This is a genomic window from Prevotella heparinolytica (genome assembly GCF_004342845.1).
Classification (GTDB): domain Bacteria; phylum Bacteroidota; class Bacteroidia; order Bacteroidales; family Bacteroidaceae; genus Bacteroides; species Bacteroides heparinolyticus.
Genome location: NZ_SLXB01000001.1, coordinates 221218 through 242382, shown reverse-complemented (window position 1 = coordinate 242382; position 21165 = coordinate 221218). Strand labels below are relative to the sequence as shown.

Genomic DNA, 21165 nt, shown 5'->3' with positions numbered 1-21165 from the left:
GTCGTATACTGAAGCCACATCAGTCGTATACTGATCCTACCCCCTCTCAGAAGTACTTCTGGGCGGTCTTTTTCCCACTCTCCCGACTCGTTGCCGGAGACAGAAACCAAACGGTAAACGATTGTTACAGATACAGCATTCTTGCAATCGCGTCGCTCGTCTTTTTCCATCCGCTATTCTCCGGCAAAAAAGCGGCCGGTACGAATTTATTCGCTACATTTGCAGCATTCTCTAAACACATTCCAACTATGGCACACCGTCTGAACACCAACAAGCAGTTTATGGTAGGTAACGGCATCCTTGCTTTCGCCGTGATTTTTGTAGTCGTCATCTTCGTTTACATGAGCATGAGGTTGCAACAACAGAAAAACGAAGAACGGAACTTCACAGAGACATACACCATCACACTGACCAAAGGATTTGCCGGAGATTCGCTCTCACTGCTCGTCAACGACAGCCTGCTGGCAAGGCTGAAAATCACCGAAGAACCGTTTGAAATGGAAGTGAAACGCTTTGCCGAACAGAGCGCGCTGATGATTGTGGACAACCTCACCGACAGGCTCTCCCTGTTTGAATTGAGCGAGAAGGGAGGCAACTACCGGTTCGAGAAAGAGAACGGAGAGGTGAAGCTGCTGCCGCAGACGCAGCATTAACAGCCTGAGGCACGCACACGTCAAAACTCCGTGCGATATTGCTTCAATTCCATGCGCAAGGCTTCCGCTTTGCCCTCCGTCAGCTTGTCCAATAAAGCCCAAAAGCGTTCGCCGTGGTTCATTTCGCGGGTATGCGCCAACTCATGAAGCAATACATAATCTATCAGATGCTTGGGAAGAAGAACCAAATAATAGGAAAGATTGATGTTGCCACGCATGGAACAACTGCCCCAACGCCCGCTGCTGGAGTTAATCTTCACACTCTTATAAGGCAGGTTGTGCTTCACGGAAAGCATATACAGACGTGGAGGAAGAATAATCTTCGCATTACGGCGCAGGGCCTCCTCAATCACCTTGCGCAACCAAGATTGCAGGTTCCTGTCCGAGAAATCCGCATCCGGCGGACAGATAATCTGCATCTCGCCTAACTCCGAACGAGACAGGAAACGCGCCCTCTGCCCTGCCACCAGAGTAAGCTTAAAGAACTCCGTATCGATACGGTAATCCAAATCTATCGACTTGCGGTTCTGTTTCTCTCCGGCAGCAGCCCTCAGGCGCGGACGAAGCTCCTCCAAAGCTCTCTTTACCTCGGCAAGAGACGTTCCGGGAGGCACCGTGACGTGGACACCGTCTTCCCTCGTCCGAAAGATGAGACGACGCGCACGGACATTGACACGAATAAGCATAGGCCCGAACTCCTTGTCTTCCAATATGTGTTCCTTATGTTCCATAATGACAAGGCAAAAGAACGAAGATTTGACCGGAAAAACAAGTATTCGCCCGCTAAAAGCGAACAGAATGTCCGATAACGGACACATCCTCAAAAAAGTATCACACTAATACACAACACTTTAGTGTCATGGCATGAAAATTGAATCAAGTATGCCGACGAAGTTCCATTCAAAAAAAGCGCATCTGCATGCAACTTTTACGAAACGAGCCGCGTCTAACAAATAAAGACGAATACCAAATCAAAAAAAGAACGAATATGAAGAGCTTAACAACAATCATTACAATCGCTTTCTTGGCTTTCTGCACCACCGCCTGTTCGCAACAGCACAGTTATTATTCGAAAGGTTTCTTCAAAGGGAAAACCGTAAAAGCCAGCAAAAACTATGTGACGAAGGTCATCAAGACGGACAACTTCACCAAGTTGAGCGTAGCCGGCAGCCCGGATGTCACTTATACGCAAAAAGCCGGCAAACCGGAAGTGAAGATATACACCTCGGACAACATCGTAGACCTGCTGGACATCCATGTGAAGGACAATACGCTTCACATCGGCTTCAAGAAGAATGTAAGCGTAACCTACAACAAGCTGGAGATTAGCGTTTCAGCAGAGAAATTGAACGGAATTGCCGTGGCAGGTTCGGGAGATGTGGAGCTGGCCAACGGACTGAAAACAGATGAACTCAAAATCTCCGTGGCAGGTTCGGGCAACATCAGCGGAGATAACATTTCCTGCACAGACCTCAGCATCTCCATCGCCGGTTCGGGCGACATCAACAGCAGCAACATCACTTGCAATAACCTCAAAACCTCCATTGCCGGCTCAGGCGACATGAAACTGAACAATGTGACGGCTGTATCGGCCGGCGTATCCGTAGCAGGTTCGGGCACCGTCATTCTGAACGGAAGCACCCCGGAGGCCGCATACAGCGTGACTGGTTCGGGTGACTTATTCGCATCCGATTTTGTTGCCAAGAGGGTTTCCGCCAATGTAACCGGTTCGGGCAGCATCAAATGCCATGCCACCGACTTCCTGAAAGTGCGCACCAGTGGCAGTGGAAGCGTAGGCTATAAAGGCAATCCGGAATTGGACTACCCGAAAAAAGGATTGTACAAGCTTTGATTAAGAGGATAACGGTCATGAAATCAGCGCCTGATAATAGCAGTGCAGGTGGCTTTTCTGCGACACATTCTCTTAAAAAGAACAGGCTTCTAAACAAAAATCTCTCTTAAATTACCTATATATTAAGAAACAGCATCTAATATGGAGAATGGCAAAAGGTTTCCGTGAGGAAGCCTTTTGTTTTTTCATCCCAATGGAGAGGAAGCGCATGAAAACATAAAAGGGACACCGCATCTCGCGGTATCCCGTCTATCTTAGTTAGTTGCTATAAATGTTTTGAGAGAATTGAAACTTCACAGCCTCAACTTGTTTTAATAAAGCACACTAACTATATTATGTTTAAAGCAAATGAAAATATTATTTTATAATTGCAAAGAAAAATATCTACTCTTTGATTTCCTTCTCCTTATCCACAAGGCGCAGGCTGTCTATCACCTGACTTTCCTTAGCAACGGTCGTCTCTCCGGAAAGAGCCACCGAGGGAGCGGAAATCTGTTTACCTATGGTATCGGCCGAGGCCACTTCCTTCACATCGGAAAAGAATGAATGTTGCATCACATTGCCCAGTGAAAGAATCGCCGCCACTACCGCAGCAGCCTTGAACAAGGGTATGAAGCGTGCCGCCAGCGTCAAACGCTTTGCCTTGACTACCGGGACTTCTATTTCGGCCAATACCCGCGCATCGAAATCTTCGCCCAAGTGCACCTCCTGCTGAAGTTGCTCGTATACGAACAATTCTTTATATCGAAGCAGATGTGCGGGAACATCGCTTCCGCTGAAGAAAGCGCGCAGTTGCGCTTCCTCTTCGAGGGAGGTTTCGCACTGCCAGTAGCGCTTCAAGAGTTGTTCTATATATTTAGAGTCCATAACCTTCTGTATCTATAAACTTTTGTTTTACTTTTTGCCGTGCCCTGAAGAGGTTCACTTTTACCTGCTCCTCGGTCAAGTTCAGGACAACCGCTATTTCTTTATAACTCTTGCCTTCGACATCCCTGAGCTGCATAATCAGCCGTTGTTTTTCGGGAAGCTCGTTCATCAACCGGTGTATCAATGCCATCCGTTCTTTATTCACCAGCTTGTCGTAAGGGCTCGATGCATCGGCGAGCTGCTCCATGTCAGGGGTGAGTTCCACGGTGCGGGCATCCTTTCGCTCGCTCCGGTCTATCGCCAGATTCTTTGCCACTGTCAGGCAGTAAGCCTCGACCGAACCGAACTGCGCCCATTCATCACGCTTGTTCCAAACCCTTATCAGCGTTTCTTGCACAATATCCTCTGCTTCTGCCCTATCGAACGTGATTCGCAGAGCCAGCCGGAAGAGCTTGTCTTTCAGCGGAAGAATATCATTACGAAAGCTGAGTTCTTGCATCTCTAATAAGTTGACGGTTAAGTATCCAGAAAGTTACAGGCAAATACTATTTTTTTTTGCTTCTGATGTACTTTTTCTTTTGCTTGCCCAAAAGAAAGTACATTAACGCACCATCCTCGTCCCTCCCTCTTCTCCGATAGCCGCAACCGAAGTGATGATTACTTCGGAAACCCCGGAGGTAATTGCCTCGAAAGCATTTTCGAGCTTCGGAATCATGCCGCCTTGAATCACTCCCTCGGCCACATATTGTTTGAACTCGTCGGGAGTTATGTGTGGAATCACGCTGTCATCATCGTTCTCATTGCGGAGCACGCCTTTCTTTTCAAAGCAGAACACTAAGGTGACATCGAACAGCGAAGCAAGGGCTTTGGCGGTTTCTCCGGCAATGGTGTCGGCATTCGTGTTCAGCATGTTGCCTTCGCCGTCGTGCGTCAGCGGAGCCATCACCGGAATGATGCCTTTGCAAATAAGGTCGGCCAGCAAAACGGCGTTGACTTGCTTCACATCGCCCACAAAGCCGTAGTCCACCTCTTTCACCGGTCGCTTCACGGAACGGATGGCATCCATGTCGGCTCCCGTGAGTCCCAATGCGTTGACGCCACGTGCCTGCAAACCGGCCACGATATTCTTGTTCACCAATCCGCCATACACCATCGTCACTACTTTCAGGGTTTCGGCATCGGTGATGCGGCGGCCGTTCACCATACGGCTTTCGATACCCAGACTTTCAGCCAGCTTGGTGGCCGAACGTCCGCCTCCGTGCACCAATAGCTTATGCCCCCCGATAGCCGCAAAATCATCCAACAACTTACGGAGGGTGGCTTCCTCCTCCACTATTTTGCCGCCTACCTTGATAACAGTCAGTTTCTCTTTCATTGCTTCCATATAATTCGATTATCCGCAAGATGTCCTTGTGCCGGCTTCCGGCAGACAGTCGCAGACACGATGCGGATAATCAGTTCTCATATATAATAAGGTGTATACGCTCCGGTTTCTTGAAGAAAAAAAACGTATGCATCAGCGATTAACGATTAGGGGTTAGTGATTGGTAAGTGAAGGTATTCTTTGGAGGCTGGTTCGCTTTGCAGATACACCCCGCCCAACTAACCGCTAACCACCATACGCTAACCGTTCTATTCCAAATACGTGTATCCGTATAGTCCGGAGCGGTAGTTGGACAAGAATTCCTTGCCCTCCTCTACCGAGATGCGGCCTTCCTTGACGGACTGCGTAACCCACGTTTCCAGTGTGCGCACCAGTTTCTTGGGGTTATATTGCACGTAGTCCAGCACTTCGGCCACGGTTTCGCCGTCAATCAGCTGGTCGATGGTGTAGCCCTTGGAGTTGACAGACACGTGTACGGCGTTCGTATCGCCGAAGAGGTTGTGCATATCGCCCAGAATCTCCTGATAGGCTCCTACGAGGAACACGGCCAGATAGTAGTTTTCCTTGTCGCGGAGCGAGTGCAAAGGCAGCGTGGTGGTATCGGAACGCGAAGTGACGAAGTTGGCAATCTTACCGTCCGAATCGCAAGTCATGTCCTGCAAGGTGGCTTCGCGGTCGGGACGTTCGTCCAGCCGTTGGATGGGCATGATGGGGAACATCTGGTCGATGGCCCAAGAGTCGGGCAACGACTGGAACAGCGAGAAGTTGCAGAAGTACTTGTCGGCAAGCAGCTTGCTTAATTTGCGGAACTCATCGGGAGCGTGCTTCATGTTGCCGGCAATGGTGTTGATTTCGCGGCAGATGCTCCAATAGAGCTTTTCTATTTGCGCACGCGTGTTCAGGTCGACAATGCCGTGGCTGAAGAGGTCGAGGGCCTCTTCGCGAATCTGTTGCGCATCGTGCCAAGGTTCGAGCATGCTGCGCTGGCTCAGGTTGTCCCAGATGTGATACAGTTCCTTCACCAGTTCGTGGGCATCTTCTTCCGGTTCCCAATCATCGTCCATTTCGGGCAGGGAGGCCGTCTCCAGCACTTCGAAGATAAGCACGGAGTGGTGAGCGGTGAGGCTGCGGCCGGTTTCGGTGATGATGTTGGGATGCGGAAAGCCGTGTTTGTCGGCAGCGTCGACAAAGGTGGACACCACGTCGTTGACGTACTCCTGAATGGAATAGTTGACGGAGCTTTCGCTGTTAGACGAGCGTGTGCCGTCGTAGTCCACCCCCATGCCTCCGCCGGTATCCACAAACTCGATGTTGAAGCCCGATTTGTTGAGCTGCACAAAGAATTGCGAAGCCTCGCGCAAGGCATTCTTGATGCGGCGTATCTTGGTTATCTGACTGCCGATGTGGAAGTGTATCAGCTTCAGGCAGTCTTTCATTTCTTTCTTCTCCAGAAAGTCGAGCGCTTCGAGCAGCTCGCTTGAGGTAAGGCCGAACTTGCTGGCATCGCCTCCGCTTTCTTCCCACTTGCCGCTTCCGCTGGAGGCCAATTTAATGCGAATACCGATATTAGGTCTCACTTTGAGTTGCTTCGCCATCTTGGCGATAAGATTCAGTTCGTTGAGCTTCTCCACTACAAGAAAGATGCGTTTGCCCATCTTCTGCGCCAGCAGTGCCATCTCGATGAAACTCTCGTCCTTATAACCGTTGCAGACCACCAACGAGCCGGGGTCGGTATTGACACCGATTACGGCATGCAGCTCCGGTTTGGAACCTGCTTCCAGCCCCAGATTGAACTTCTTGCCGTGCGTAATCATCTCCTCCACGACGGGACGCATCTGGTTCACCTTAATGGGATAGATAATAAAGTTCTCGCCTTTATACCCATATTCATCGGCGGCCTGCTTGAAACAGCAGGACACCTTCTCGATGCGGTTGTCCAGAATGTCGGGAAAACGAACCAGCACGGGCGCCGCCACGTCGCGTAGCTGCAACTCGTCCACCAGTTCTTTCAAATCGACGGCTACGCCGTCTTTGCGCGGTGTCACCACTACATGACCTTTGTCATTGATACCAAAGTACGAAGTGCCCCAACCTGTTATATTGTACAGCTCTTCTGAATCTTCAATACGCCATTTTCTCATCTACTTCACCAATATGTTTACTATTTGACATTTTACTATTTGCTATTGGGGACAAAAATACACATTAATCCAATATCTTCAGCCTTTTCAGCCGAGAAATGCACATTTACAGGGAATTAAAGTTTCAGGAGGTTGCGCAGCCGTTGCACAGAATCGGATATCTGCCTGCGGCTTTCCAGACGGCCGGCATCGAACCGGTATTGGGCCTGCGAGTAAAAGGGGGCACGCTTCTCCAGTGCCTCCAGAATAAAGGCACGCAGTTCTTCGTCCGTCTTGCCTTGCAGAATGGGGCGTTGCTGCGTGGCCACCCGGAGGCGGCGGAACAGGATGTCGGGATGCACATCGAGAAACACCGTCTGCCCGCAGGCATTCATGTAGTCCATGTTGTCGAAGAAGCAGGGCGTGCCGCCGCCGGTGGAGATGACGACGTCTTCAAACTCTCCCACCTCGTGCAGCATGTTCCGCTCCAGCTGACGGAAAGCATCTTCTCCACGACCGGCAAACAGTTCGCGGACGGATTTGTGGAAACGCTCTTCAATGTACCAGTCCAAGTCGATGAACGGCACATGCATTTCGCGGGCAAAAGCCTTTCCTAAAGTAGTTTTTCCGGCCCCCATGTAGCCGGTCAAGAAAATACGTATCATATCTGCTTCCCTTATGCGCGCAAAGGTAAACAATTTATTTAATCTCCCAGCCCACGGTGAAGGAAGATTGACGGACACAAGTGTCTGTTTTCACAAGGACTTGTGTTTGTCGTGACAGAGGCTTGTGTCTGTCAAAACCCCGAACAGCCACCGCCCGGACTCGTGCAGCGAGGGGATGCTCCGACCGGCAGAAGCCGTGCCACCTGCATACGGAACACCTCTGCGCAAGCCCTTAGCCATCAACACCCGGATGAAAAAAAGCGCAGGTGGCACGGCTCTCTAAACCAAAGAACCATACCATCTGCGTTGTGCGCGTCCGGAAAAAGCCTCTCCGCAAACCGTTCTTTCATCTTCCCGGCCAATCCGCCGGAAGAGTGCGATCAAGAACGGAACACCTTGAAACGCTTGTCCATGTCTTCAAAGCTCTTCTCGCCCGGCTCGCCCGTAGGTGTGCCGAAAGGCATCTGAGCCACAAGCTGCCACTCTTCGGGCAGATTCCAGGTGCGGCGCACTTCCTCGTCAATCAACGGGTTGTAATGTTGCAGAGAGACGCCCAGGCCGAGGTCTTCGAGCATCGTCCAAACGGCAAACTGATGCATGGCAGAAGTATGGTGCGACCAGATGGGGAAGTTATCCTTGTAAGAAGGGAACGCTTCCTGCAATTTCTTTATCACAGAAGTGTCTTCAAAATAGAGCACCGTACCGTGTCCGGCGGCAAAACAGCCGTCTATTTTGGCTTCCGTCCTGTCAAAGTCCTCGGCAGAGACGAGTTCCTTCAACGTGCTCTTCACGATGTTCCACAACTTCTTATGCCCATCGCCCAACAGCAATACCACTCTCGCCGACTGCGAGTTGAAAGCCGACGGCACGTGCTTCAGGGCTTCGCGAACCACGCGTTCTATCTCGCCGTCCGATACCGGCGAACCGCTGCCGATGGAATAATACGTACGGCGGTGCTTCATGGCTTCAGCAAATGTTCTTCCCATTTTTCTTTCCTTTCTTTTTTATATTTGAATAATCCTTTCGCAGCGCCTGTTCCGAACTTACCACCCGCCTGCCAAACTATCTTTCCTGCATGTTCCATGTTCATCCTTGCAGGCTTTGGTCAGGGTGCAAATTCATCAGTGCGCGAGAAAGAAACAACCTGAAGAGGGATTTTGTTCGGATTTTCTTCTTTACCTTTGTCCTCAGTTATGAAGAAAGAGAAATTTTACGTTGTATGGTCGGGTGTCACGCCGGGCATTTACAGCTCCTGGACCGACTGCCAACTGCAAACCAAAGGCTACGAAGGGGCGAAATTCAAATCGTTCGACACGCGCGAAGAAGCCGAAAAAGCCTTTGCCTCTTCGCCCTACCAATACATCGGGCGAGGGGGATCGCCCACCCGTGCGGCCGCCCGAAAGCCGCAGGACGCCCCCCTTCCGGCAGCCGTCGTGGCAAACAGCCTTGCCGTAGACGCCGCTTGCAGCGGAAACCCCGGCGCCATGGAGTACAGGGGAGTGCACGTGGGCAGCCGCCGGCAGGTATTCCACTTCGGCCCCATGTACGGCACAAACAACATCGGCGAATTCCTTGCCATCGTACACGGCCTTGCCCTCCTGAAACAGAAAGGAATAGACATGCCCATCTACAGCGACAGTGTGAATGCCATCAGCTGGGTGAAGCAGAAGAAATGCAAGACGAAACTGCCGCGCAACGCCCGGAGCGAAGCCCTCTTCGAGTTGATAGAACGTGCCGAGAAATGGCTGCGCGAAAACACCTACACCACCCCCATCCTGAAATGGGAAACCAAACAATGGGGCGAAGTACCCGCCGACTTCGGAAGGAAATGACGGAACAGGCAACGGCTCTCAAAGATACCCCTTTCCGTTTCTTCCGGCATATACCTCACCTGAGTTCGGAATAAGTGATTACTTTGCTAAAGATGCGGGGCTTCACCCTGTCGGGCGGATATTTCCCGGATGCACCGGTTTACGGTGATTGGGCAGAAGAGAAGAGAGCCTTTCAGGCCGGCCGCCCCCGCCCTGTCTGACAGCTGCAAGCCTTTGTCGTGACAGAGGCAAGTGTCCGAGCCGGCAGACACAAGTCTCTGACGTGACAGACACAGGTGTTTGAGCCGTCAGAGGCAAGTGTCTGACAAATCAATATTAAATATCTGATAAGCAATGGGATTCGACTTTGGAGCACAAGCCTCCGTGTGAGGCTGTCGACCTGCTTCTTATCCCGAACTCAGGCAGAGTTCAGACTCAGGTTCTTTATCTTTCTCGCCAACGCATTCGATATTCGATATAAGGCTTTGGATATGGGTTTCGTCCGTGCAAGAAAGAGTTTTCATCAGCGGATAAAACCTCTCTTTGCCTTGTCTGAAACAGGAAGAGATTAGGAGGGGAGTTCTATCTTAGCGCTTGCGATGTATATCGCAGGCGCTAAGATATATATCGCAAGGCGCAAGATATATAACGCAAGCGCTAAGATAGAGTTTTCTCCCGTTGGCGGCGAATGTTTTCAGGCAGGTCTCATCATCTTTCGGACGGCATCCCGTTTACTTCTCATCTTCGCGACAATATTGCATCTGCCGGTGTTACGGACTCTGTTTTTTTCCGACAGGCATAGATGAAGTCCGGTTTTCTTTTCCTATTTTTGCACATCACAATCATTAAGAAACCATGAACAACCGGAAAACCTTTTTATGGGGATGTATGGCGCTTGCGGCAACCGGCGCCAACGCCCGGCAGGCGGAAAAGCCCAATATCCTTTTTATTTTGTGTGACGATATGGGCTACGGCGACTTGGGTTGCTACGGGCAACGCTATATCCGGACTCCGCACATCGACCGGATGGCCTCGGAAGGAATGCGCTTCACGCAGGCCTATGCGGGCAGCCCCGTCAGTGCGCCGTCGCGTGCGTCGCTCATGACCGGACAACACACAGGACATACCGAAGTACGGGGCAATAAGGAGTATTGGAAAGATGCGCCTCGCATCATGTATGGCGACAACGAAGATTGCAGCATCGTGGGGCAGCATCCCTACGACCCCGGACACATCATCCTGCCCGAAGTAATGAAGAACAACGGCTATACCACCGGACTTTTCGGTAAGTGGGCGGGAGGCTACGAAGGTTCCGCCTCCACACCGGACAAACGCGGCGTGGACGAGTTTTACGGGTATATCTGCCAGTTCCAAGCCCATCTTTACAATCTGGCTGAAGACATACACGAAGACCATGACGTCGCCGCCTCGTATCCTGACGTAGTGGAACAGCTGGTAAGCATCATACGGAAGGAGCACCGTCCCAGCAGGTTCTTCAAAGTGACACTGCCCGAAGCGGCGAAGCGGCCGTTGCCTTGACATGCGACATTTATGTATAACCCCAGAGCTTGACAGGATGCTCCTTTGCGATGTCATTTGCAAGCTCTTAAAAACACTATCCCTGATGAAAAAAACACTACTCCTTGCCTGCCTGCACCTATGCCTGTTGCAGGCGGCAGCCCAAGAAAAAGAACATTACCATGTGAAGCAGGTGGAGTTTCCGCAAAATGCCTCGATAGAGCAAAAAGTGGAAATGGCCGCACGGCTTGTGCCCACTACGCAACAATACGAGTGGCAGAAGCTGGAGCTCACGGCCTTTCTGCATTTCGGCATCAACACCTTTACCAACCGCGAATGGGGCGACGGGAAAGAAGACCCCGCCCTGTTCAATCCCACCGGTTTCGATGCCGAACAATGGGTGAAGAGCCTGAAGGAGGGAGGATTCAAGATGGCCATCATCACCGCCAAGCATCACGACGGCTTCTGCCTGTGGCCCACCGCCACCACTGCCCATTCCGTAGCCTCCTCGCCATGGAAAGAGGGCAAGGGCGACGTGGTGAAGGAACTGCGCGCGGCATGCGACAAGTACGGCATGAAGTTCGGCGTCTACCTTTCGCCGTGGGACAGGAACGCTCCATGCTACGGCGATTCGCCACGCTATAACGAGTTCTTCATCCGCCAACTGACCGAGCTCCTCACCAACTACGGCGAGGTGCACGAGGTGTGGTTCGACGGAGCTTGCGCCGAAGGGCCCAACGGCAAGAAGCAAGAGTACGACTGGGAAGCCTACATGAAAGTAATCAACACGCTGCAACCCAAAGCCGTGGCCGCCATCATGGGTGACGACATCCGCTGGGTGGGCAACGAGGCAGGCGTGGGACGCGAAACGGAGTGGAGCTCCACGGTGCTTCCCCCATCTACGGCAACCGACTCGGAAAAAACTCTTGCACAGCTCGGCATCAACAACATGTCGAAAGACTTGGGCAGCCGCGACATGTTGCAAAAGGTGGACAGGCTCTTCTGGTATCCTTCGGAGGTAGACGTGTCCATCCGTCCGGGATGGTTCTACCATACGGCGGAAGACGACAAGGTGAAGCCGCTCGCCCACCTCGTGGATATTTACTTCAAATCGGTGGGCTACAATTCCGTGCTGCTGCTCAACATTCCGCCCGACCGCCGCGGACGGATTCATGAAAACGATGCCGCACGCATCAAGGAACTGGCCGATTACATCGCAGCAACATTCGCCACCGACTACGTGCGCAAAGGCAGCGCACCGTGGCAACCTGCCGAGGGCGAAAGCCGCGTGTACAAACTGAAAACGAAGGCAAGGATAAACGTCGTGATGCTGCAAGAAGACATCCGTCGGGGGCAACGTGTGGAGGCCTTCAAGGTAGAAGCCCTTACATCCGAAGGCTGGACGGAAGTGGCGCAAGGCACAACCGTGGGCTACAAACGCCTGCTCCGTTTCCCCGCCATAGAGGCGAAAGCCTTGCGCGTCACACTGATGGCATCGCGCCTGAAAGCCAACATAGCCAAAGTGGGGGCTTATTTTGCCGGGCCCGTGAAAGAGGCATCTAAGGCGAAAGAGCCTGACGCAATGAAACGCGACGGCTGGAAGCTGCTCTCAGAGGCTCCGCTCACGGTCGATTTGGGAAAAAACTGCCTGCTGAAAAGCTTCACCTATGCCCCTGCCAACGGCGAAGCCACACCCGACATGGCCTATAAGTTCTGCTTCTTGGTGAGCAACGACGGCGAGCACTGGACGGAAGTACGCACGCATGGCGAGTTCAGCAACATCATGCACAACCCGCAACCGCAGACCGTGGTCTTCGACAAAGCCGTGGAAGCCCGGTACGTCAAGCTCGAAGCCACTTCGCCCAACGGCCGCAAGGCAAAAGTGACGATGGGTGAGATAGCGTTGAGCGATTAGCCATCATCCCAGCGACTGCATGTCGTTCAGCCGCTTGTAGTAGCCGTTCTTTGCCAGCAGCTCTTCGTGCTTGCCGCGCTCCACTATTTCGCCTTCGTAGAGCACGCAGATTTCATCCGCATTCTTGATGGTGGAGAGGCGGTGGGCAATGGCAATGGTGGTGCGTGTCTTCATCAGACGCTCCAAAGCCTCCTGCACAAGGCGTTCGCTCTCGGTGTCGAGAGCGGAGGTGGCCTCGTCGAGGATGAGGATGGGCGGGTTCTTAAGGATGGCACGGGCAATGCTGATGCGCTGGCGCTGGCCGCCCGAGAGTTTGCCTCCACGGTCGCCGATATTGGTTTGGTAGCCCAGTTCGGTTTCCATGATGAAGTCGTGGGCATTGGCAATCTTGGCCGCTTCCATCACCTGCTCCGGCGTGGCGTTCTCCACCCCGAAAGCGATGTTGTTGAAGAACGTATCGTTGAAGAGGATGGCCTCCTGGTTCACGTTGCCTATCAAAGCGCGCAGATCGTGGATGCGGAAGTTCTTGATGTTCACGCCGTCTATAAGGATTTCACCCTGATGCACATCGTGGTAGCGCGGAAGCAGGTCTACCAGCGTCGACTTTCCCGAACCCGACTGCCCCACCAAGGCGATGGTCTGTCCTTTGGCCACGGTGAGGTCGATGTGCTTCAGCACTTCACGCTTTCCGTCGTAGCTGAACGACAGATCCCTGAACTCGATTTGCCGCTCCATACCGGTCAGGGCAACGGGATGGGCGGGTTCCTTGATGGGATTTTCGGCATTCAATATCTTGTCCACACGCTCCATCGAGGCGAGTCCCTTCGGGATGTTATAGCCCGCCTTTGCAAAGTCCTTCAACGGGTTGATGATGCTGTATAGAATCACCATGTAGAAGATGAACGTGGAAGCCTCCATCGAAGTGCCCTCGCCCAGAATGAGCAGACCGCCGAACCACAGTACGAACACGATGAGCAGTGTGCCGAGGAACTCGCTCATGGGGTGCGCCAACGCCTGACGGGTGGCCACCCTGTTGGTTGCGTCGCGCAGTTCGTCGCTGCACTGCTTGAAGCGGTCCACCATCTTGTCTTCGGCAATGAATGCCTTGATGATGCGCAGTCCGCCCAGCGTCTCTTCCAATTGCGACATGGTGTCGCTCCACTTTCCCTGCGCTTCGAGCGACCTGCGTTTGAGTTTCTTGCCCACCTTGCCCATGAACCAGCCCATGCCGGGCAGCACCAAGATGGTGAACAGCGTCAGCTGCCAACTGGTGACAATCAGCGTAGAGAAATAAAGTATTATCAGGATGGGATTCTTGAGCAGCATATCCAGCGAGCTGGTGATGGAATTCTCTATCTCGCCCACGTCGCCGCTCATTCGGGCGATGATGTCGCCCTTTCTCTCTTCGGAAAAAAAGCCCAGCGGCAGATGCATCACTTTGGAGTAGACCATCACCCGGATGTCGCGCACCACGCCTGTGCGCAACGGAATCATCACGGCCGAAGAGCCGAAGTAGCAGGAGGTCTTCAGCATCGTCATGAAGGCGAGGAAGAACCCCAGGAAGAGCAACGTGGTAGACGGCCCGTAGACTTCAATGAGACGGGTGACGTAGTAGTAGAAGTTGTTCACCGCCACCTCTTTCAGGCTTCCGGCACCCCACTCCATGAAGCGGTAGGCCTGCGCATTATCTCCCGTCTTGAAGAGGATGTTCAGAATGGGAATCAACAAGGTGAACGAAAAAACGTTGAAAATGGCAGACAATACATTGAGCACGATGGCCCGGCCGATATACTTCTTATAAGGCGTCACGAAACGCCGCATCAGTTGCAGAAATTCCTTCATTGCTAATTGTTAGTGGATTGCAGGGACAAATATACGACAATAAACGGAAATACGGGACAAAGGCAACGCCTTTAGTACGCCAAGTCCACTTTTTCCGGAAAAGCCGCCAAGCTTTCTCTCCTTTTTATTTACCTTTGCGCCGTGACGGGAAAAATGCCTGCACAAACCAACGCTTAAACTCTTATTTCGTATGACAAGACCACGCTTCACGCGTTGCCCCGCCAACATCGACCGGATGGTACTTTGGTTCGGCACCGCCCTGTTCTTCAAGTTCCTGCTGTTCGATTTCATCTGGAGCATACCCACCACGTTCGCCTCGTTCTCCACCGTAGAGTTCTACGCCACGAAAGTCATCGCCACACTGCTGCTGCTCGTGCCCTACCGTTTCTTCCGGCTGTGGAAGACGCAAATCGCCGTCATGCTGCTGATGGACATGCTGCTGGTGGCCAACCTGATGTATTTCCGCACCTACTACACGGCCATCCCCCTGAGCAGCTATGCCCTGTCGGGCAATCTGGCCGACTTCACCGGAAGCGTGTACGACTCTTTCCGTTGGTACGACGCCTTTTTCCCCCTCTCAACCCTTGCCTGCATTCCGCCGGCACTGCGCCGCAGGCAGATGCGTGAGCGCACGTCGTACCGCCGCTACGCAGTGCTTTCAGGCACCGCCATCGTGCTCTTCGCCACAACCACCTTGCTGAAGGGCGGTTTCGGCGCGGCCTATAAAGCCGTCCGCCAAGACGCCTACATGTGCGCAAGCACCACCTCCATGTACACCGTGTTCGGAGATATGTGCCACGACCTGATGAGCCGCAAGCAGACGCTCACCCCCGAAACACGGCAGCAGATAGAGGCGTGGTTGAGCCGGAAGCCCGTGCACCGTGCCCTGCCCGACTCCATCGGCACACGGAACAACTGCATCGTCATCCTTGCCGAGTCGCTCGAAAGCTGGGTATTGGAGACGGAAGTGGAAGGGCAGGAAATCACGCCCTGCCTCAACAGGCTGATAAAGGACTCCACCACCCTGTATGCTCCCCGTGTGCTGACGCAGGTGAAAGGAGGACGATCCATCGACGCGCAGCTGATGCTCTGCGCCGGACTGCTGCCCATCAACAGCGGCACGTACAGCAGCCTCTACCCCGACCATACCTACCACACCTTGCAGAAAGCCATGCACCAAAAGAAAGCCTCGCGCAACTACCTCCTCACCATCGACAAGGTGTCCACATGGAATCAGGGCGTCATTGCTTACAGCTTCGGCACGGACACCATCATAGCCTATCACGACTTCAAGCTGGAGGAAGCCTTCGGCACGCACAAGCGCACGGGCGACGGCGCTTTTCTGGCACAGTGCCGCCGCAAGATAGAGAACGGCGAGATATGGAAGCAGGGCGAAAACGTGTACATGCAGCTCGTCACCTATTCGGGACACGCCCCCTTCAAACTGCCCGAAGAGCTGAAAGAGGTGCGTTTCTCCCCGGCCATCCCGCAGAAGATGAACGACTACATGACCACCGCACGCTACACGGACAAGGCCATAGGACGGTTTGTGGAATACCTGAAGACGCTGCCGCAATACGCCGAAACCCTCATCGTCATCACCGGCGACCACGAGGGGCTGGCCTCGCACCGCGAGGAGTTGTGCAACGCCCCCGGCGGCAAGGGTGTCGTGTCCGACAAGACGTTTACGCCCTTCATCGTGGTGAACTCGCCCGTAGGCATGCGCTACGACAAGGTGATGGGGCAGATAGACATGTATCCCACGCTGCTGAACCTGCTCCGCCTCGACGATTACTGCTGGAGCGGGCTGGGGCAAAGCATCTTCGACCCCTCGAAGAAAGGGTTTGCCGTCAGTTCCCAACTGAAGGTGGAGGGAGAAAGCGTCACGCCGCAGGAAGCAGCCTATGCGCAAGAGGCATACGAAATCTCCGACCGCATGATACAATTCGACTATCTGGGGCGATATGCCGGGGAATAGCCTTTTTCGGTAGACGATCATCCTTACCGCCTCATAATCAGCAGCTTTCCCGGCATCCGTCAGAGGCTTGTGTGTGACGCGACAAAGGCTTGTGCCTGACACGACAAACACTTGTGCCTGCCGGCTCAAAGTCCGGTGTTTGTCAAGACATAGACTTGCGCCTGTCCTTACGGGCACAAACCCTCGCTCTCAACCGGCAAGCAGGCATGCCTCTACAAAGCCCCGGCAAAACACGATGGGCAAAATTAATTATAGAAACTTGGCTAAATATTTGTTTCTCTAATATTTAATCTGTTATTTTGTAATAATATCTTTTGTTGGCTTCTGTCCATTACACTGCGCAAAGATGGTCGAGCCACATTCTTTAATATAAACCTCTAAAAACCTTACCGCTATGAAACATTTTATTCCTTTCAGCATCCTCTTTTGCCTGACGCTCTGCCTCGGTTGCAGCAAAGAAGAACCCACCACAAGACGGATTTATCCGGAGAAACCGCAAAAGCCCATCGAACTGAGCGCGTTCGAAGGAAGTATGAAGTATCACAACGAATTAGAAAAGTGGGTTATCTATGCGAGAGTTGAACCCGGAGATGAAGTAGTAAATGTGCTCATGATAGAGAACATGAAAGACGAGTACAAGGTGTACGAAAATCAGCGGATTGTCTTTAGCGGCACAGCCCAGCACTTGTACACGGATATTAATTTGCCGGATAATGGAGCAAGAGGATACACAAAGTATTACTCTCTAAAGCTAAAGGATATAAAAACACGCGCAAAGTGTGGAACGCCCGCCCCTCCCCCTCCCGCATGGTTCTTTGAACCGCAATCACGTGCCATAGGAAGTGGCAACTATCTTCTGAACGTTTATGTGCATGTCATAAGAAGCTCCGCCGGAAATGGACTTAATAAAACTACCGTTTCACCGGGAGTGATAAGTTCCTTAAACAACTACTATTCCGGATCTAATATCAGTTTCTGTTTATCCGGCGATGAATATATTGACTCTGACGCGCATAACAACACGCTCGGAACAATGGCAGAGTTAGCCAATATCTTCAATACCAATCCTCACCCAGATGCTATAGACATTTATATTATTAGTTCAGAAGAAAATTCAGACAAATTCATAGGACAAGCCAAGAACATTCCTTCCTCCGCATGCATTATCAGATCACGATACCACGAAGGTTCTACCCTGCCACATGAGGTAGGACATTGCTTAGGCTTGTATCATACACATCATGGGACATGGGATGAAGAACCCGGAATAAAAGAGTTGGTCAACGGAAGCAATGCGACTACGGCCGGTGACTATATAGCCGACACCCCAGCCGATCCGCAAAAGTGGCATCCATATTTTTGCGAATACATAGGAACAAGCGTGGATGCAAATGGGGACAGCTACAACCCAGACCCTACAAACATGATGTCATATTCCCATAAGCCATGCCGCACTAATTTCACTCCCTTACAGATACAACGGATGCATGCATCCATTAACCAGAGCAGCATTCTCCGGCAAGTGATACATCACAAGAAAATAGAAGGACCGAAAATGTTTTGCAGCAATGCCTCCTATTCCATTTCCGCACTATCTCCGAATGAAAGCGTTTCTTGGACAGTGAAAACCTTCTTCCCCTCTTCAGTAATGGATGACCAGCCTTTATCGAACTCGACAAATACATATAACGGGCCGACTATCACACTGAACTCCAACGGAATGAATTCCCGATACCATACAATCGAGGCTGAGCTGACTTCTCCGGCAGGAACAACTTCTCTGACAACCTTTGCCACAAGCGGTCCTCCATCGCCCTACATAGGAAATTTGTATTGGTTTGTAAACGGACAATCCGGAATGACTACGAATATGAATCACGGTAATCCTATTTACGTTTCGGACGACTTTACGCTAAGGTTAGAATATACCGACAAAGCAAGTAATAACTCTTCTACCAACAACACATCGAATTATTTCACTTTTAAAATGGTAACTTCCGCACATCGCTATTTGCAGGGAAACCCCACGTTTAATTTAAGGGTAGGCGATTGTACCGATGGTTGGCTGAAAATCAGAACAGAAAACAATTGCGGAACCTCCGCCAATTTCTTCACAATTCCTTGTGAGATAATCGTTCCTTATTACAATATCTCTTTTGATGACAGTAGAGGGGAAATCACAATACGAGTGGTGAAACCTGAAGTAACGCAGAAAACGGAAGTGACAAACCGCAATCTTTCAATAAGTAAAGTTGAAGTATATACGGGTCGAGGCGTAAAACTCTTTTCTGACACCAAGAAAGAGAAAACCTACGAAATGAAAATAGATACACGTACATGGACTTCGGGAGAGTATCGCATTGTCGTTTCTGACAACACCTACACTCAAGAACGAAGAGTGATTATTGAGTAGCACTTCAGTTAGAATTTTAAACAGCGATTTATGTTATACTTAAAACCTTACCATTATGAAACATTTTATTCCTTTCAGCATCCTCTTGTGCCTGACGCTCTGCCTCGGTTGCAGCAAAGAAGAACCCACCACAAGACGGATTTATCCGGAGAAACCGCAAAAGCCCATCGAACTGAGCGCGTTCGAAGGAAGTATGAAGTATCACAACGAATTAGAAAAGTGGGTTATCTATGCGGAAATTGAGCAAGGAGATGAGGTAACAGATGTACTCATGATAGAGAACATGAAGGACGAGTACAAGGTGTACAAAAATCGGCGGATTGTCTTTAGCGGCACAGCCCAGCACCTGTACACGGATGTTATTTGGCCTATTAATGGAGCAATCACAATTTATTACTCTCTAAAGCTAAAGGATATAAAGCTGAATAAGGATGCGTCTAATATAAGTCATTAGAAAAGTACGGGTTGTAACAGATAAATAATAAAGAGCCCTATCACACTCTATTTCTTGAGTAATGATATGGCTCTTTTTTTCTGAAATTGAGTTTTCCCATATAGGCATCTTCCGCCGGAACGCTCATTTGTAAAATATTATACATAGATACGACAGGTGCAAATCGTATCTCGGTGCCGAAAGCCTCGTTCCTCGGTGAGGAAGAGGGTGTTCCTCGGTGTGGAACGACGTGTTCCTCGGTGCCGAACATACGCCATCTCGAAGAAAAGAGAAAAGGAGAGTATTATCCACTGAAAATCAAGCCAATACACACTCTTCTTCTGAAAGGCACACACAAACTGTCTATTGTCATGTTTTTTCCACGTCAATCGAGCAAAAATGCACGAAACAAAACACTGCTAAAAGCTGTATTTGGCCTTGACCCACACTTCCGAGTTGCGTTTGTACAGACCAAGCACACCCTCATCGCCGCCAAACCAAGCAAAACCGGCAGAAAGACGGACGAGGTCGTTTAGGGCATAATCGGCGGAAAAGCGGCTGAACCGTCCTCGATGATTCAAGTCGAAACAGGTAAGGGCAAAATTAATCGGGCCGCGAATTGGATATGCAAGAAAGTTTGCTTAGCTTTGTTCTTCTTAACAACAACGCTTTCTTTCTCATTCGAGAGGCGTAACAACAGATGCTTATGAATTACTTTATAGCCATACAGTCGGCCAACAAGGCCAAAAACGACATTGACGACATCGTAGAAGGAATGGGATTCCGGAACCTGACGCCGACAAGGAAGCAGAACGGCATGATGGCCCGTTTCACGGCCAAAGTGTGCGGGGTGGCACGCATCCTCACGAAGATGAAACGCGGAGACATCCTGTTCCTGCAATACCCCATGAAGAAATTCTACAAAACGGCTTGCGTCTTCGCACACCTGAAAGGAGCGAAAGTGGTAACCGTCATCCACGATTTAGGGGCTTTCCGCCGCCACAAGCTGACGCCGGAGCAAGAGAACGCCCTCCTGTCGCGCACGGATTTCATCATCGTGCACAACGAGAAGATGAAAGAGCACCTGCTTCGGCACGGTTGCTTGTCGCCCCTGCATTGCCTCGGCATTTTCGACTACCTGTCGCAGGCCGAACCCGCCCGATACGCCACACCCCACCATCCCCGGTCGGTGGTCTATGCCGGCGGACTGGGGAGATGGAGAAACGAATTCCTGTACAAACTGGATCCTCACATCCGCAACTGGACTCTGGACATCTACGGCAAAGGATTTGAAGAAGCTTACGCCAAAAACTGGCGGCACATCGCCTATCACGGCTTCCTGAACTCCGAAGAGTTTGTAAACCGTGTGGAAGCCGACTTCGGGCTGGTATGGGACGGTGACTCCGTCGACGAATGTTCGGGCAACTGGGGGGAATACCTGCGGATAAACAATCCGCACAAGACATCGTTCTACCTGCGGAGCGGACTTCCCGTCATCGTATGGAGCCAAGCCGCCATGGCGCCGTTCGTGTCGGAACACCGCATAGGCATAGCCATAGACTCGCTGGCCGACATCGACAATGCTCTGGAAGCACTGACCGAGGAAGAATATGGCATAATGAAAGAGAACGCCCTGAAGATGGGCAGACAGCTGGGCGAAGGCTACTTCATAAAGCAGGCACTCGACGAGGCTTTCAACGCATTGAACTAAAGG

Annotated in this window: 18 protein-coding genes and 1 pseudogene; 9 read left to right on the top strand and 10 right to left on the bottom strand. The window is 51.5% G+C overall.

Translation table 11 applies throughout. From position 1 onward, the window contains the following. Positions 1-248: 248 nt before the first annotated feature. Positions 249-653, top strand: a complete 405-nt coding sequence (locus EV202_RS00950; RefSeq protein ID WP_131924733.1) for a hypothetical protein — start codon at positions 249-251, stop codon at positions 651-653. Between the two features lie 20 nt (positions 654-673). Here the strand turns inward: EV202_RS00950 and EV202_RS00945 are convergent, their stop codons facing one another. Beyond that, positions 674-1384 (bottom strand): YgjP family zinc-dependent metalloprotease, encoded by a 711-nt coding sequence (locus EV202_RS00945; protein WP_317127777.1) that lies wholly within the window; start codon positions 1382-1384, stop codon positions 674-676. A gap of 257 nt (positions 1385-1641) precedes the next feature. Between EV202_RS00945 and EV202_RS00940 the strand changes: the two genes are divergently transcribed. Next, complete coding sequence (locus EV202_RS00940) at positions 1642-2505, top strand: head GIN domain-containing protein (protein WP_131924730.1); 864 nt, start codon at positions 1642-1644, stop codon at positions 2503-2505. Positions 2506-2889: 384 nt separating this feature from the next. Here EV202_RS00940 and EV202_RS00935 read toward each other — a convergent pair whose 3' ends face one another. The 7 genes from EV202_RS00935 to EV202_RS15380 form a co-directional block, all read right to left on the bottom strand. Beyond that, complete coding sequence (locus EV202_RS00935; protein ID WP_106041320.1) at positions 2890-3372, bottom strand: hypothetical protein; 483 nt, start codon at positions 3370-3372, stop codon at positions 2890-2892. Further along, positions 3362-3871: an RNA polymerase sigma factor gene (locus EV202_RS00930; protein ID WP_125239162.1), complete on the bottom strand. Its 510-nt coding sequence runs from the start codon at positions 3869-3871 to the stop codon at positions 3362-3364. Before EV202_RS00930 ends, EV202_RS00935 begins: the two co-directional genes overlap by 11 nt. 102 nt (positions 3872-3973) lie before the next feature. Beyond that, positions 3974-4747 (bottom strand): acetylglutamate kinase, encoded by a 774-nt coding sequence (gene argB / locus EV202_RS00925; protein WP_131924917.1) that lies wholly within the window; start codon positions 4745-4747, stop codon positions 3974-3976. Positions 4748-5004: 257 nt separating this feature from the next. Next, entirely contained in the window at positions 5005-6897 is a 1893-nt protein-coding gene (speA, locus tag EV202_RS00920) for a biosynthetic arginine decarboxylase (RefSeq protein ID WP_131924727.1), read from the bottom strand. Positions 6898-7013: 116 nt separating this feature from the next. Then, on the bottom strand, positions 7014-7541 hold the full coding sequence (locus tag EV202_RS00915) for a shikimate kinase (protein WP_131924724.1): 528 nt from the start codon (positions 7539-7541) through the stop codon (positions 7014-7016). A 380-nt stretch (positions 7542-7921) separates the two neighbouring features. Beyond that, the gene (locus EV202_RS00910; protein ID WP_131924721.1) at positions 7922-8527 is read right to left on the bottom strand and encodes a nitroreductase family protein; all 606 of its coding nucleotides are present in this window, start codon (positions 8525-8527) and stop codon (positions 7922-7924) included. Beyond that, complete coding sequence (locus EV202_RS15380; RefSeq protein ID WP_262709378.1) at positions 8500-8631, bottom strand: hypothetical protein; 132 nt, start codon at positions 8629-8631, stop codon at positions 8500-8502. The genes EV202_RS00910 and EV202_RS15380 overlap by 28 nt, the downstream gene beginning before the upstream one ends. A gap of 103 nt (positions 8632-8734) precedes the next feature. Here EV202_RS15380 and EV202_RS00905 point away from each other — a divergent pair, with 103 nt between their 5' ends. From EV202_RS00905 to EV202_RS00895, 3 genes are all read left to right on the top strand, one after another. After that, positions 8735-9373: a ribonuclease H1 domain-containing protein gene (locus EV202_RS00905; protein ID WP_131924718.1), complete on the top strand. Its 639-nt coding sequence runs from the start codon at positions 8735-8737 to the stop codon at positions 9371-9373. An 867-nt stretch (positions 9374-10240) separates the two neighbouring features. Continuing rightward, positions 10241-10891: a sulfatase-like hydrolase/transferase gene (locus tag EV202_RS00900; protein ID WP_394364499.1), complete on the top strand. Its 651-nt coding sequence runs from the start codon at positions 10241-10243 to the stop codon at positions 10889-10891. Between the two features lie 85 nt (positions 10892-10976). Beyond that, positions 10977-12785, top strand: a complete 1809-nt coding sequence (locus EV202_RS00895) for an alpha-L-fucosidase (protein ID WP_131924715.1) — start codon at positions 10977-10979, stop codon at positions 12783-12785. A 3-nt stretch (positions 12786-12788) separates the two neighbouring features. Here EV202_RS00895 and EV202_RS00890 read toward each other — a convergent pair whose 3' ends face one another. Next, a complete protein-coding gene (locus tag EV202_RS00890; RefSeq protein ID WP_131924712.1) occupies positions 12789-14627 on the bottom strand; it encodes an ABC transporter ATP-binding protein in 1839 nt (612 codons plus the stop codon). A gap of 190 nt (positions 14628-14817) precedes the next feature. On the opposite strand from EV202_RS00890, the gene EV202_RS00885 reads away from it, so the two are divergent. The 3 genes from EV202_RS00885 to EV202_RS00875 all read left to right on the top strand — a co-directional run bounded on the left by EV202_RS00885 (position 14818) and on the right by EV202_RS00875 (position 19472). Further along, the gene (locus tag EV202_RS00885) at positions 14818-16605 is read left to right on the top strand and encodes an LTA synthase family protein (protein WP_131924710.1); all 1788 of its coding nucleotides are present in this window, start codon (positions 14818-14820) and stop codon (positions 16603-16605) included. Between the two features lie 394 nt (positions 16606-16999). After that, entirely contained in the window at positions 17000-19018 is a 2019-nt protein-coding gene (locus EV202_RS00880; protein ID WP_131924707.1) for a M43 family zinc metalloprotease, read from the top strand. A 55-nt stretch (positions 19019-19073) separates the two neighbouring features. After that, entirely contained in the window at positions 19074-19472 is a 399-nt protein-coding gene (locus EV202_RS00875) for a hypothetical protein (RefSeq protein WP_131924705.1), read from the top strand. A gap of 398 nt (positions 19473-19870) precedes the next feature. Here EV202_RS00875 and EV202_RS00870 read toward each other — a convergent pair. Further along, positions 19871-20044: pseudogene (locus EV202_RS00870) on the bottom strand (DUF1302 family protein); the annotation flags it as partial. 113 nt (positions 20045-20157) lie between these two features. Between EV202_RS00870 and EV202_RS00865 the strand changes: the two are divergent. After that, positions 20158-21162 (top strand): galactofuranosyltransferase, encoded by a 1005-nt coding sequence (locus EV202_RS00865; RefSeq protein ID WP_131924701.1) that lies wholly within the window; start codon positions 20158-20160, stop codon positions 21160-21162. The last annotated feature ends 3 nt before the right edge of the window (positions 21163-21165 follow it).